This is a genomic window from Streptococcus cristatus, assembly GCF_008369405.1.
In the GTDB taxonomy this organism is placed as follows: Bacteria; Bacillota; Bacilli; order Lactobacillales; family Streptococcaceae; genus Streptococcus; species Streptococcus cristatus_G.
Window position 1 is genome coordinate 61,439 of record NZ_VSJJ01000007.1, and the last position, 15,052, is coordinate 76,490.

Consider the following 15,052-nt stretch of genomic DNA (forward strand, 5'->3'; position numbering starts at 1 on the left):
TTTCTCCTTCATTCGATCTATTCATTATTATAGCCTTTTGGTCAAAAAAGGTCAAATATTTGCTTTACCTGTCGGATGACAGAGAACAAAGCTGTGATTATCTTTGGTTTGGAAAGCAAAAATCCACGGGATTGGCTGGACTTTCCTATTACAGACTAGAATTTCTATTTTGTACCAAAGAGGCGGTCACCAGCATCTCCGAGACCTGGAACGATGTAGCCGTGTTCATTGAGGTGATCGTCGAGGGCAGCCGTGAAAATATCTACATCAGGATGAGCATCTTGCAAGGCTTTAACACCTTCTGGAGCAGACACCAAGCAGACAAATGTAATATTGCTTGCGCCACGTTTCTTCAGAGAATCCACAGCCAAAATAGCAGATCCACCCGTAGCCAACATTGGATCAACAACAAAGATTTGACGTTGGTCAATGTCTTCTGGCAATTTTACCAAATATTCAACTGGCTTCAAAGTTTCTTCATCACGGTACATTCCGATGTGGCCAACTTTAGCAGCAGGAACCAAGCTCAGGAGACCATCCACCATACCGATACCAGCCCGTAGGATTGGGACGATAGCCAACTTCTTCCCTGCAATCTGCTTTTGAACTGTTTTCGTAATTGGTGTTTCAATTTCTACATCTTCAAGTGGTAAATCGCGCAAAACTTCGTATCCCATCAGCATTGCGATTTCATCTACTAATTCACGAAAAGCTTTAGTAGAGGTATCTGTACGACGCAAGATAGACAATTTATGCTGAATGAGCGGATGAGCGATAACTTCAAGTTTTCCCATGATTGGATTTCCTTCTTTCAATTTATTCTTCTTATTATATCAAAAAAGAAGAAAAAAGGCTTGCAACAAGCAAACCTTTTCATCCATTTTAATTACTTTTTGATAGAAGAGTCTGATTTCAATTTAGGATTTATCAAATCACTATCAAGTAGACTATTACACCAAACCTTCTAGGAGGCCTCTCATAAAGTTCTCAGAATTAAACTCACCGATATCGTCAATTTTCTCGCCAAAACCAATCAGCTTCACTGGAATATCCAGTTCCTGACGAATGGCCAGAACAACACCACCACGCGCAGTTCCATCAATCTTTGTCAAGACAATACCTGTCACAGGCGTAATTTTTGAAAATTCCTTGGCTTGAACCAGCGCATTTTGACCAGTAGAGGCATCCAAAGCTAGGAAGGTTTCGTGTGGCGCCGCTGGATCTACCCGCTTGATAATGCGACCGATTTTTTCCAGCTCTGCCATTAGATTATCCTTATTTTGCAAGCGACCAGCTGTATCAATCATGAGAATATCAACATTTTCAGCTTTGGCTCTTTCCAAACCGTCAAACACGACACTGGCTGGATCGCTCTTTTCTGGACCAGTCACGACAGGCACATCGACTCGGCGGCCCCACTCAGCCAGCTGGGCAACGGCTCCAGCTCGGAAGGTGTCTGCTGCCACCAGCATAACTTTTTTACCTTCCTGTTTGTATTTATAGGCCAATTTTCCGATTGAGGTTGTCTTCCCTACTCCATTTACACCGACGAAGAGCATGACGGTCAAGTCCTTTTGCAGATTGATTTTTTCATTGAAACGGCCGTCTTTCTCATAGATATCGACCAATTTTTCAATGATTAGCTGGCGCAAGGCGTCTGGTTTCTTAGCATTTTCTAGACGAGCTTCATAGCGCAAGTCCTCAGTTAGATTGGAAGCTACCTGTACACCGACATCACTGGTAATTAGCAATTCTTCCAAGTCTTCAAAGAAATCTTCGTCAACTGAGCGGAAATTAGCAAAGAAGGCATTGAGACGAGCACCAAAGCCAGTCCGCGTCTTTTTGAGGCTGCGGTCATACTTGTCTTGGACGCTCTCTTCTTGGTATTCAGTAGAACTCTCAGCTGTTTCTGCTTGAGTCAGTTCTTCCGTCGCCTCTTCTCCATACTCAGCCAAGTCTGCTTGCGAAGGAGTGTTGTCTTCCTGCTTACTAGATAGATCTTGCTCTGGTTCGTGGCTGATTTGCTCTCTAGCGGCAGCCAAACGCTCCTGCAATTCTTGGTAATAATCTCTGCTTTCAGTCACTGCTTCTGATTCGCTACTGCTTTCCAAAGCTTGATTTTCTGAAGTCGCTGACTGCTCTTCTGCCTCAGTCAAAACTTGCTCAGAACTTTCCTTGTCTTCAAGCACTGGTTCAGATAAGTCTGCTTGCCGACTAGTCGGGGCAAACTCCTGCTCAGAAATTACTGAAACTGCAGGCTCTGTATTCTCTTCTGACACAGACTCTACTACTGGAGTTTCCGCTGTTTCTTCATTAGAAACAGCAAGGGGCTGGGGTTCTGCCTCAGATGGAACTTCAGTCTCTGTATTCTGATAACTCTCTTCTGCCTGCTCCTCTAACTGAGGCTTTTCTTCCTGTTCTTCTTCCTGTTTTCGTCCAAAAAGACGGTCAAATAATCCCATCTTTAATCCTCCTTCAATACATATTTTCGAATTGCCCAAGCGACTGCATCTTCATCATTGGTCATCGGAGTGACAACTTCTGCGACCTCTTTGACTTCTGGCACGGCATTTTGCATGGCAACTCCCAGACCAGCCCAAGCAATCATTGATAAATCATTGGCTTCATCGCCGCAGGCCATAACTTGGCTTCTATCAATTCCCAAGTGGGCAATCAGTTTCTCCAAACCAGTCGCCTTGTGGACATTTTTCGGTGACCATTCCAGCAGCATTTCTCGTGATTTGAAAATCTCATACTTGTCAAAAAGGCCGGGCGAAATGTGAAGAATGGCTGCATCCAAGGGTTCCTGAGCAAAGGCTGTGACGCACTTATTGTAGGTAATCTGGCTAGAAAGGTCTTCAAAAGCAATGGATTCAAAGTTCAGAGCTGGATTAAACTCCGCATAGAGCGATGCTTGGTCTGATTGAATCTGATAAACCAAGCCACCGTCGATTGCATCCAGAGGTAGACCTAATTTCTCAGTCTCTTCAAAAATCCTAGCTACATCATCGTAGGCAAAAACTGTTTTATCCAAAATTTCGCCCGTATTGCGCTGAACTAGACCACCATTAAAGGTAATGGTGTATTCATCTGCCTGACCATCAGTGCCCAGCTCATGCAGGAAAAATTCCATAGCCTTAAGCGGACGGCCTGTGGTCAATACAACTTTGACACCCTGCTGCTGAGCCGCTTTGAGCGCTGCCAGATTCCCTTGAGAAATCTTTTTATCCGTAGTCAAAAGCGTCCCGTCCAAGTCCAAAGCGATCAATTTAATATCAGCCATTATAAGCCCTCCATGTAGGTCATAACAGATTGGGCCGCATGGTGGCCAATCACTTCTTTCGCAACTGCCAAAATTTCCGGCCGTGCATTTTCTGGTGCAATCGGGTGCCCCACCACCTGCATCATATGCAGGTCATTGAGGTTATCGCCAAAAGCCATGACCTGGTCCATTTCTAGGCCTAGCTTCTTAGCTAGCTCGACAAGAGCCACGCCTTTATCCACATAGTCCAGCACGATATCAATCGACTTATAGCCTGTTGTCATCGCCTTGACACCTGCGACATTTTCATTGACCCAGGCTTCGCCGTCGGCCACTGTTTCTTCGCTGAAATTGGTCGTGAATTTAAAAATCTCGTCTGTAATCTCACTAAAATCAGCAACTTTTTGGATATTTTCATTATAATTAGCGCTGAAAGAGAGATAAGTCGGATCTACTGTCTCTAGCACATAACAGCCTTTTTTCCCTGTCAGAAGCAACTCATTGATATTGACAAAAGGCGACTCCTTAAGCTTGTCAAATACCTTTAGATAAAATTCTCTTGGCATGGTTGCTTCGTATAGATCTTTTCCTTGAAACTCTACTAGGCTACCATTTTCTGCGATAAAGATAATATCATCCCGAACTTCATGAAAGAGCTTCTCAAGAGAGAGAATCCCTCGACCACTGGCAACAGCAAAGTAGATGCCCTTTTCTCTAAACTGAGCTAGCAGGTGCTTGAGCCGCTCCATATCAAACTGACCCTTGTCATCTAAAAAAGTCCCGTCCATATCTGTGGCAATGAGTCTTATCATACAATTATCTCCTTTTTTGAATTAGGGGTGTGCAAAGAGCATTTAGGGTATGCATCTTTTAAGGATTTAGGCAACCCCCATCATTTCTCATCTCTGTTAATCCTTTATATTATATCATAAAACTAACACTTCATTCCACAGATGAAAAACAGTCAGATCATATTTCTATGACCTGACCGTTTTTGATATTGTTTATACTATATCTATTTACTTTTTTATTTTATAAAATAACATCACATAAACTTTTTATATATTTAGTTATCCTAAATTCAATTTATGTTTTGCTATTTGGCAAATACGTTCTGGCGAAGCGTGGTCTACAAACTGACTTAGCAGTCTTCGAGTCGCCAGCTTCCAAGGTGTTGGTTTGCCTGGCGAATGGCTTTGATTTCGGCGTGCAGCGTGGCGTCTTGTTCCTTTTCACGTAAGTTATGACCACGCCCAATAATTTCACCATTCAAGACCACGACAGCCCCGATTGGCACTTCCGCTTGGTCATAGGCTTTCTGCGCTTCCTTCAACGCTTCCCTCATAAAGAATTCTTTTTCATGAAGTTCCATGTTCTTACTGATAGACGCGCTTCGTCACGACTAGACTATGCGGTCTCTCAAACTCCTTATCTAAGTAATCTTGGTACGTTCCTGGTGAAATAAATCCTCGGGCGCTTAAAATATCGGTGCCTGCTGTCCCGACAATCGTATCGGCTAGCAATACACAGTTGGTACTCATCACAAAATACGTCTTGAATTTTGAAGAGGTAAATTTATACAAGAGTGCATCTGCTTCTTGTTTGAGCTTGTAGGCATACATTGGTTCTTCTTTGTCGATTCCAGGATGCTTAGGTTTCACCATTTTCGGTGGATCCCAAGGCACTGTCAGCGACATCAATTTGGCGATTTCCTTATCGATGGCCGCGAGTTGTTCTGGAGACAAGGCAAGACCATATCCCAGTAGGGTCTTATGATTTTCGCGTTTACAAAATTCGATGTATTTTTCACGGTCGGCACTGAAAAGTACCCCGTCCCCCATCGTTCCAAAGAGGCGCTCCGAATTCGTATCGTAGTTTCCGAATGAAATAATGCGGCCCTTATAACACAGGTCGACATGCCCGATGGCTCCAAACCCGTCTTTTGTGACATGAATAAACATCTCTAAGTTTGGTTCTGCATTTTCTTTGGCACGGTCGTAAATTTCTGAAGCCGTTTCGCCTTCTCCAAGTTCCAACGCATCATTAATTTTTTGTAAGGTTACTCGAGGAATCAGTGCAGCAAATACAAGCGGCATCCCACGACGCAAGCGTCTGCGAAGGACTTTCTTTCCAACTTCGGCCTCGAAGAACCAGCCGTCCCGAATATTGCTAATCCCATACCCGATAAAATAGAGCGAAAGGAAGAACATTTGCAAATTGCCGTCGCCCCCAAGAGAAATTAAAGTGGCTACCCCGACAACTGAAAGCCAAATGGTATCAAAGAGCAAGCGAAATCGCGGGCGAATATCATCTTTGACATAAATATAGTATGTCACACCACTAATTCCCGCCTTCATCACTTCATTGAGTCCCATCAAGATGCTTACAATCGCAATCGGCAATGACAGGAAGAATTGATTTCCTGCTAAAAATCCGTAAAGGGAAAATTTCCCTATATTCAGCCATAACGGGTCTTTAGATGCCGCTTTACTAAACCAACGGAATAAGAAATTCCATAGTTCACGGGCCCATAAGAATGTTAAAAACAGACGTAACATCAATTCTGGGAAGCTTGGTCCGAATATAAGGAGCAATATCCCAGCAACAAGGAACGCAATCCCTTCAAAGAGGAGCTTTTTCCCCGTAATCCCTAAGTCGCTAATTTTCTTCATCAATAATACCTCCTACAGCTACCACTGGAGCAGCTTGTTCATGTTTCTCCATCCATTCTTTCACGAGACGGTAAATCACGGCAAAGATTGGTGTGAAGAAAATCATTCCTACTAAACCAAAGAGATTTCCACCGATTAACGTAGTAGCAAGGGTTAGAGCCGTTGGCAACCCTACGGAACTGCCGACAACCCTAGGATAGACGACATTGCCTTCCACTGTTTGAACGACCATAAAGACGACAACCGAAATGAGTGCTTGAATTGGGCTTTCTGTAAAGATGAAGAGCATTACGATTCCGCACGCCATAAACGGCCCGATATTCGGAATGAACGAGAATACTCCGGCCAGCACCCCAACAAGTCCTGCATATGGCAACCCTACAAGAGAGTATGCGGCAAAAATCATAACCCCAACAATTCCCGCCTCGATGATTTGACTCATCAAGAAACGGTCATACGTATCCACGATGACTTCCCCGACATAAGAATGTGCTCAATTTTGTCTTTTAGCAACACCACATTGAGAATGCGAAGCGTTAAACGTGCGAGTATTTCCTTACTTACGAGAATATTAATCATGAAGAAAATCCCCATAATCACAGAGAACACATTTGAGAAGAGCCTATAATATTCGTTGTAAATCCGCCAAGGAATGTAATGACAGACGATATACGCTTTTGTATTATCTATAACCTAGTTTATTTCCATCAACATACCTGTGCCTTCAAATTATTTTTTATTTATTATCCTCATTATACCAAGAATTCTCACAATTTACTATAACTCCTACTTTCTATTGACGAAAGAAATGTTATTATGCAGTTATACTGCCTCAAGATGATTGACTTTCGAAACATGCAATTTAACGTTTAACAAATCAAGGGTGTCTCCATAGAATCAAAGTATTTCTGATACCCATTTCCTTCTATCTATAGACAGTAAAAAGCCTTGAAACAACTTATTCAAAGGCTTTCTTAGTATTCTATTGTATCAATTACCTTATTCCGATTTCTGTTGCTACTAATTTTATACTCATACTATAAACTTTCTAAATCTTTTAACTTGACCGACACAATCTTGGAAACTCCTGACTCCTGCATGGTTACTCCATAGATGGAGTCTGCTGCAGACATGGTTCCCTTGCGGTGGGTCACAACGATAAACTGGCTTTCTTTGTCAAAGCGGTTGAGATAATCTCCAAAGCGCTTAACATTGGCCTCATCCAGAGCTGCCTCAACTTCATCCAAGATGACAAAAGGAATTGTCTTAACTCGGATGATGGAGAAGAGAAGGGCCAAGGCTGACAGAGCTTTTTCCCCACCGCTCATGAGATTGAGGGATTGGATTTTCTTGCCTGGAGGCTGAACTGAAATCTCTACCCCAGCTGTCAGCAGGTCGCCTTCTGTCAAGATGAGGTCAGCTGAACCGCCGCCAAACATCTGGCTAAAGGTCAGCTTGAAGCTTTCTCGAATGGCTTCAAAGGTTGTTTGGAAACGTTCCTTGACTTCGTCATTCATCTCTTCAATGGTTTCCAAGAGGAGATTTTTAGCCGAGAGGACATCGTCCCGCTGACTATTGAGGAAATTCAGTCGGTTGCTGACTTCTTCAAACTGCTCTACTGCTTCTAGATTGACCGGCCCTAAAGCACGAATAGCCTTTTCTAAGTCTTTGACTTGAACTTCTGCAGCTGCAAGATTTTCCAAAGAGCGCGCTTTTTGATCAGCCTCTTCAAAGCTGATCTGGTAATTATCCGTCAGATTGGTCAGCAGACGTCGTAAAGCATCTGAAAATTTCTCTTTTTCAGCCTCTGCCTTGGCCTGACGACGAATCAGACTTTCGTTTTGCTGACGGGCTTGGTCTAAATGCCCTAGAATGTCCTCAGACTGCCCCTCTAAGTCGTCCAGCTCAAATTTGAGTCGGATGAGGCTCTGATCCAAGTCTGTCTTTTTCTCTTGGGCAGTCTTAAGCTGCTCTTCCAAGACGGAAATATCCACCTTCTGGCTGACTGCTTCTTCCTTTTGCTCTATCAAAAGCTGCAAAGTAGCAACTTCCTTGTCCAAGGCAGCCTTCTCCTCTAGCAAACGCGACAAATCATTCTTCTCAAAGCGCTGGCTAGAAGTCAGCTCTGTGTTCTTCAATTTCAGTTCTGACAAGTTAGCCGATAGCTGATCGAAACGATCCTGAACAGCGTTTTTATTCGACTTGACTTGCTCGATTTCAGCAGTAATGGCTGTTTTTGCAGCCTCGATAGCCGACAGCCGCTCTTCCATTTTTTTCTTTTCAGCCAGGTCTGCTGCTTCAGTCTGGCTAGCCAAATCTTGCTCCTGCAGTTGCTCCAGCTGACTGAGTTCCGCAACCCGCTCTGCAATCTGTTCGTAGGCCAACTTGACTCTTTGCTCCGTCAAACGGGCTTGCTCACCCTCAGACTTGATGGCTTCCAAGGCTTGTTTGGCCTCTGATAATTGAGACTGCAAACTTTCGACTTGCTGCTCCTGAGCTTTCAGCTTCTGAGACTGCTGCTCCATTTCTCCAAGCAGGCTGTCCAGTTCAGGCTTGATAAAGATTGTGTTATTATTGCGATTAGCTCCTCCGGCATAAGAACCGCCTGTGCGCAGTTCCGTACCGTCCATCGTTACGATTCTTACTTGATAACGTACCTGACGGGCAGCTGCACGCGCATGCTCAATTGTATCAAAAATAGCGGTTGTTCCCAGCAGATTTTGGAAAATATTCTCCAAACTTGGCTCATATGTCACCAGCTCTGAAGCGATACCGAGGAAGCCCGGACTGGCCTCAATTCTGGATTGATTTTGCTCGGGAAGTTGACGAGCTTTGATAGTCGTCAGAGGTAGGAAGGTAGCCCGACCAGCTCGATTTTTCTTGAGAAAATCAATGGCTCTAGTCGCTGCCCCCTCGTCCTCAACGATGATATGCTGGCTGCTTGCCCCTAGCGCAATTTCCAAAGCAGTCTGGTACTGAGGATCGAAGCTCAATTTCTCGCTGACCGCTCCGACAATACCACCCAGACGATCAGCCTCCTGCAGAACGCTTTTTACACCTGCATAAAAATTGCTGTGATTTTTGAGGATGGCTTCTAAACTGGCTGCACGGGCTTTTTTATTTTTCAAATCATCCAGCAGGGCAAACATGCTGGTCTGCTCATCTTGATAAGCAGTCGCCAACTTCTCGACCTGCCCCTGCTGCTTCTGGTACTGATCTAGCAAGGCTCTGAGAGCAGCCTGTGCCTCTTCTAATTCCGCCTGTCGAGCCGCTTCTTCTTCCCTACCAGCTTTTAAATCAGCCTGCAGTTTGTTAAACTCAGCCTGTTTGCTGGCAGCTTGGCTCCGCTCATTCTCCAGTCGATTTTCTAGCGAGGTCAAGTCATTGGACAAATCCGCTTCTTCTTGCATGAGCTTGACGTAACGATCCCGCAGATTTTCAATCAGCTGGTCTGGATCATCTGAAAAGTCCGCCAATTCTGCTTCCAACTGGCTCATGACCTCTTGATTTTCAGTCAACTGGACCGCTAAAGCAGCTAGATGAGCTTCCTTGGAGGCAATATCAGCTGTCAACTGCTGGCTTTTTTCTCTCAACCCAGCCAAACGTTCTTCATTTTCTAAACGGCTGCTAGCTGCCTGACTAGATTCCAACTTAGCTAGGTCTATCTGGCGTTCCAAATCACTGATCAAACGAGTCAGTTCCAAAAGACTGGCCTGATCGTCAGACAGTTTTTGATTCACTTCCTGACGTTTGATCTTAATCTCTTGGTTTTCACGCTCCAACTCATCCCGTTTCGTATAATAGGCTGCTAGCTCCTGCTTGATGCTCTCCAAATCAGCCTCTGCCGCCGTCAAATCAGTTTTATTCGCCTTGATTTGAGCCACCAAGACATCCAGATAGAGCTCCTGACGTTCTTGATCCAGTTCTAAAAATCTCTTGGCCGTCTCAGCCTGCTTTTCCAGTGGCTTGACTTGACTATCCAGCTCGTAGATAATGTCTTCCAAGCGATCAAGATTGTCTTGAGTCTGTGCCAGCTTGCTTTCTGTTTCCTTGCGACGGGTCTTATATTTGAGCACTCCAGCAGCTTCTTCAAAGATTGCCCGACGCTCCTCCGGTTTGCTGTTAAAGATTTCCTCTACCTTCCCTTGGGAAATGATAGAAAAAGAATCCCGTCCTAGCCCTGTATCCATGAAAAGGTCATGGACATCCCGCAGCCGAACTTTTTTACCGTCAATCTTGTACTCGCTATCACCACTGCGATAGATATGACGCTCGACGCGGATTTCCTTGCCTGCCTGCTTGATAAACTGGTCCTGATTATCCAAAACCACAACGACCGAAGCATAGTTGAGGGGCTTGCGGTTCTCCGTCCCTGCAAAGATGACATCGGGCATCTTGCCGCCCCGCAAACTCTTAACACTCGACTCACCCAGAGCCCAGCGCAGGCTTTCCGTAATGTTGGACTTGCCTGAGCCATTGGGACCGACCACAGCAGTCACACCCTGGTCAAAAACCACCTTAGTCTTATCTGCAAATGACTTGAAGCCCTGAATTTCAATTTCCTTTAAAAACATTAGTGACTTTCCTTTTCAAATGCATCCTTGGCAGCTTCCTGCTCAGCCAGTTTCTTAGAACGACCTTGTCCCTGACCCGCTTTCTGACCATTGATCAACACAGCCACAGCAAAGTTTTTAGCATGGGCAGGCCCTGTCTCATCTGTGACCTGATAGACAATCTCCACATCGCCATTAACCTGCAGGAGTTCCTGCAACTTGGTCTTATAGTCTGTCACCTGCTCAAAGTCACCCGCTTCCACCTTGGGAATCATAACTTGATAAATAAAGTCCTTGACAGTCTCCACATCCTTATCCAGAAGGAGGGCACCCAAAAAGGCCTCAAATAAGTCACCCAGAATGGTATCCCGATTGCGACCTCCTGACTTCTCCTCACCGCGACCCAGCTTGATAAACTGATCAAACCGACAGTCCCGTGCAAAGCCAGCCAAACTCTCCTCCCGAACAATCATGGAGCGTAGTTTTGATAAATCTCCTTCTGGCTTTTTGGGGTATTTTTTATATAAATACTCAGAAATAATCAGCTGCAGAACAGCGTCTCCTAAAAATTCCAGGCGTTCATTGTGTGAAATTTTTAAGAGGCGGTGCTCATTGGCATAGCTGGTGTGAGTAAAAGCGGTCTCTAGCAGACTACTGCCTTCAAACACCAGCCCAAACTGCTCCAGCAGTGCATCTTTTAAATGTTCCATAGTTTCTTTTTCATGCTAGGCCAAGGCAGAGCATGAGTCCCATCCATCCTTTCTAAAATGATGTTCTTTGTGAACTATCTACCATTATACCAAAAAACAAGTGCGTTGGCACTTGTTTACTTGTCTTCTTAGCCTAATTCCCAGCCTATTATTTATCTGGGATGACCTTGAAAAGGTAATAAGTAATAAAAATTGTCAGGGCGAATAAGAAAATTTTCACCCAAATAATAGGCGCGAAGCTAATGGAAATTCCCATCAAGATATAGATGGACACGATAATCTTTTTCTTACGCTCTTTGGCAATCGAGCCAGTCTCCCGAAAATCTGCGACATAGATTTGATACATTTTGGTGTGATAAAGCCAATTCTCAATCCGCTTGGAGCTGCGTGAAAAGCAAGCAATAGACAAAAGCAAAAATGGGGTCGTCGGCAAGATAGGCAAAAACATTCCTATCACTCCTAAGGCCAAAGATAGGCAGGCAATCACAAAATAAATCAGGCGCATTTAGTTCCCTCACATACATTTTCATAGTCGTTCTTCATTTCAATCCTTTAGCTTCCTTTCTCGTATAAAAAACATAAAACTAGTTTCCCATAAAAAGCAATCCTTGTCAATCCTAAAAAAGAGGTTGGGACAAAAGTCCTAGCCTCTCAATTGTCTTTGGATTGTCGAGCAAGACGCAGTGGTTGAGTGGGCTCTACTACGCTGATTTCATCAGCTTTTACAGCCCTACTCAACTGTGCGGAGGTGGGACGACGAAATCGAATTCTAACGAATTACCGATTTCTGTCCCACTCTCTTTCTGAGCGACTGATGATTAGATAGTTACCAAAGGCGTTGCGGTGTCAGGAGAAGTATCGAAAACCTGAAAATCATGACCTACTGGCAGGTCAGCTTGAGCCAGTTGATTGACCATGGTCATATGAGCCAGCTCCTTGATATTATTTTCCTTACTCAAATGCCCCAAATAGATGCGCTTAGTGCGATTGCCAAGGGTGCGAATCATGGTCTCTGCGCCATCTTCATTAGATAAATGCCCCAAATCAGACAGGATCCGCTGTTTCAGACTCCACGGATAGGCACCGCTCCGGAGAATCTCGATATCATGGTTGCTCTCAATCAAATAAGCATCCGCATTCTCAATCACTCCAGCCATGCGATCACTGACATAGCCCGTGTCTGTCAGCATGACAAAGCTCTTGTCATCCTTCATAAAGCGATAAAACTGCGGACAGGCTGCATCGTGGCTGACTCCAAAGCTCTCCACATCCAAGTCGCCAAAAGTCTTGGTTTTACCTAACTCAAAGATATGCTTCTGACTGGCATCCAGCTTGCCCAAGTCCTTTTCCATCGCTCGCCAAGTTGCTTCGTTTGCATAAATATCTAGATTGTATTTACGCGCCAAAACCCCTACACCATGGATGTGATCCTTGTGCTCATGGGTAACTAAAATAGCATCTAAATCCTCTGGTTTGCGATCAATTTCACTTAAAAGGCTCGTAATTTTTTTCCCTGATAGACCAGCATCAACAAGCAAGCGTTTTTGGGCTGTTTCCAGATAAAAGCAATTGCCGCTCGAGCCTGATGCCAGAATACTATATTGAAATCCCTTAGTCATGTTCACTTTCTACATTCTCTTCATTTTCCCAGTCATCTACACGGACAGCATCGTTATCATATGGAAGGACAATGGTAAAGGTAGAGCCTTTGCCATACTCACTCTTAGCCCAGATAAAGCCATGATGCTGCTTGATAATTTCTTTAGCAATAGCTAGACCCAAGCCCGTTCCTCCCTGAGCTCGACTACGGGCCTTGTCCACCCGATAGAAACGATCAAAAATCTTTGGCAGATCCTGCTTGGGAATGCCCAGACCTTCATCTGAAATCGAGAGAATCAACTGAACATCTGTTGTTCTCACAGAAACTGTAATCGTCCCACCATCAGGCGAATACTTGATGGCATTGTTCATGATATTATCAATCACCTGGGTCATCTTATCCGTGTCAATCTCTACCCAAATCGGCGTAATTGAATAATCCCTGATAATCTCATATTTTTTGGTCTCATCCTGATTTTTTATCTTATCAAAACGGTTGAGGATATAGGTGATAAAGGCCGTAAAATTGGTCAGCTCGACATCCAGATGGCTGGTATCATTATCAATCCGCGACAGGCTGAGCAAGTCCGTCACCATCCGCATCATCCGATTGGTCTCAGTCAGCGAGACCTTGACAAAGTCTGGTGCAACAGGCTCTGACAGAGCTCCATCATCCAAGGCTTCCAGATAAGATTTTACACTGGTCAGAGGCGTCCGCAATTCATGACTGACATTGGAAACGAAAAGTCGGCGCTCCCGCTCTTCCTTGTCCTGCTCCGTCGTATCATGCAGAACCGCTACCAGACCAGATATAAAACCTGACTCCCGTCTAATCAAGGCAAACCGAACCCGCAGGCTTACGTATTCGCCGTTTTCGTCTTGAGAATCAATGGTCAATTCTGGAACATTGGTAATCAATTCGCGCAAATCGTACTCATCAGCAATATCCAGCAAATCTAAAATACTAGTATTAAGCACATCATCACGTTTGACCCCCAGCTGCTTGGTCGCCATGTCATTGATAGTGATAATCTGTCCTCGACGGTTGGTCGCAAGTACGCCATCCGTCATATAAGACAGGATACTGGATAGACGCTTGGTTTCTTGCTCCAAATTTTCATGCGTCAGGCGAATGACTTCAGAAAGATCATTGATAGAATTGGTCATGTCCGTGATTTCAGGACTTCCCTGCATATCTAAAACTTCTGAATAATCTCCTGCAATCAAGCCTTTAATCTTTTGATTTAACTGGACCAGCTTTCGAGTATCCCGTCGATTTTCCAGCAGCAAGAGGGCTACAACGATGATAAAACCGACAACGATCAGTGAAAAGACAAAGTCAGGAGACAGAACAAACTCTTTTATTTTTTCAATCATTATTTCTTATGTAATAACCGACACCGCGGCGAGTCAAGATGTACTCTGGACGGCTTGGAGTATCTTCGATTTTTTCACGCAGACGACGAATGGTCACATCAACAGTCCGCACATCTCCGAAGTAATCATAGCCCCAGACCGTTTCCAGTAAGTGTTCACGTGTCATGACTTGACCGACATGGGTCGCCAAATGGTGCAAGAGTTCAAATTCACGATGGGTTAATTCTAATTCTTTGCCGTGTTTTTTCACCACAAAGGCATCTGGAAGAATCTGCAAATCCCCAATAAACAATTCCTTTGGACTGCTCTCATCCACATGACTATCTGGGATGAGTTCAGAACGGCGCAGCAAGGCCTTGACCCGAGCCAGCAATTCACGATTTGAAAAGGGCTTGGTCACATAGTCATCAGCACCGATTTCCAGACCGATTACCTTATCGAACTCGCTATCTTTGGCCGAAAGCACAATGATTGGCACATTGCTGGTCTTACGAATAGTCCGAGCAACATCAAGTCCATCCACTTCTGGCAACATCAAGTCTAGAATCAAGATGTCTGGTTGCTCCGCTTCAAACATTTCCAAGGCTTCTTTACCATCAAAGGCAGTCAGCACTTCATAACCTTCTTTGGTCATATTAAACTTTATAATGTCCGAGATTGGTTTCTCGTCATCTACAACTAATATTTTTTTCATTTTTTACCTTCATATCTATACGATTTTTAAGCTTAGACATCTATTATTTTTGTATTTGTCCTATTGCTCCATAAGCACTATTATATCAAATTTTCCTTAAAAAATACTATTTTCGCACACTATATTCCAAGATTCTTGTAAAAATTTCACCCTAACTTTCTTTCTCTCAAAAATTTCAGCCAAGG

The 15,052-nt window shown here is 44.2% G+C and carries 11 protein-coding genes and 2 pseudogenes; all 13 read right to left on the reverse strand.

Translation table 11 applies throughout. The annotated features are described in order from the left end of the window. Positions 1-164: 164 nt before the first annotated feature. Complete coding sequence (gene upp / locus FXF62_RS07150) at positions 165-794, reverse strand: uracil phosphoribosyltransferase (RefSeq protein ID WP_015605186.1); 630 nt, start codon at positions 792-794, stop codon at positions 165-167. A 156-nt stretch (positions 795-950) separates the two neighbouring features. Further along, positions 951-2,462, reverse strand: a complete 1,512-nt coding sequence (ftsY, locus tag FXF62_RS07160; RefSeq protein ID WP_149518221.1) for a signal recognition particle-docking protein FtsY — start codon at positions 2,460-2,462, stop codon at positions 951-953. Between the two features lie 2 nt (positions 2,463-2,464). Beyond that, entirely contained in the window at positions 2,465-3,283 is an 819-nt protein-coding gene (locus FXF62_RS07165; RefSeq protein ID WP_149518222.1) for a Cof-type HAD-IIB family hydrolase, read from the reverse strand. Then, positions 3,283-4,074, reverse strand: a complete 792-nt coding sequence (locus FXF62_RS07170; RefSeq protein ID WP_015605189.1) for a Cof-type HAD-IIB family hydrolase — start codon at positions 4,072-4,074, stop codon at positions 3,283-3,285. The genes FXF62_RS07165 and FXF62_RS07170 overlap by 1 nt, the downstream gene beginning before the upstream one ends. Positions 4,075-4,406: 332 nt before the next feature. Next, positions 4,407-4,634 (reverse strand): annotated as a pseudogene (locus FXF62_RS07175) (nucleoside deaminase); the annotation flags it as partial. Positions 4,635-4,638: 4 nt separating this feature from the next. Then, entirely contained in the window at positions 4,639-5,934 is a 1,296-nt protein-coding gene (locus FXF62_RS07180) for a hypothetical protein (RefSeq protein WP_015605191.1), read from the reverse strand. Next, positions 5,921-6,605 (reverse strand): annotated as a pseudogene (locus FXF62_RS07185) (AI-2E family transporter); the annotation flags it as partial. The pseudogene FXF62_RS07185 and the gene FXF62_RS07180, both read right to left, overlap by 14 nt. Before the next feature lie 366 nt (positions 6,606-6,971). After that, positions 6,972-10,508, reverse strand: coding sequence for a chromosome segregation protein SMC (smc, locus tag FXF62_RS07190; RefSeq protein WP_149518223.1), 3,537 nt, complete (start codon positions 10,506-10,508; stop codon positions 6,972-6,974). Beyond that, the gene (rnc, locus tag FXF62_RS07195) at positions 10,508-11,197 is read right to left on the reverse strand and encodes a ribonuclease III (protein ID WP_149518224.1); all 690 of its coding nucleotides are present in this window, start codon (positions 11,195-11,197) and stop codon (positions 10,508-10,510) included. Before rnc ends, smc begins: the two co-directional genes overlap by 1 nt. 148 nt (positions 11,198-11,345) lie before the next feature. Further along, complete coding sequence (locus tag FXF62_RS07200) at positions 11,346-11,702, reverse strand: YbaN family protein (RefSeq protein ID WP_149518225.1); 357 nt, start codon at positions 11,700-11,702, stop codon at positions 11,346-11,348. A gap of 313 nt (positions 11,703-12,015) precedes the next feature. Beyond that, a complete protein-coding gene (locus tag FXF62_RS07210; protein ID WP_149518226.1) occupies positions 12,016-12,816 on the reverse strand; it encodes an MBL fold metallo-hydrolase in 801 nt (266 codons plus the stop codon). Then, on the reverse strand, positions 12,809-14,173 hold the full coding sequence (gene vicK / locus FXF62_RS07215) for a cell wall metabolism sensor histidine kinase VicK (protein WP_149518227.1): 1,365 nt from the start codon (positions 14,171-14,173) through the stop codon (positions 12,809-12,811). The genes FXF62_RS07210 and vicK overlap by 8 nt, the downstream gene beginning before the upstream one ends. Next, positions 14,166-14,867 carry a response regulator YycF gene (gene yycF / locus FXF62_RS07220; RefSeq protein WP_149518228.1) on the reverse strand — a complete coding sequence of 234 codons (702 nt, stop codon included), beginning with the start codon at positions 14,865-14,867 and terminating at the stop codon, positions 14,166-14,168. Before yycF ends, vicK begins: the two co-directional genes overlap by 8 nt. Positions 14,868-15,052: the final 185 nt, after the last annotated feature.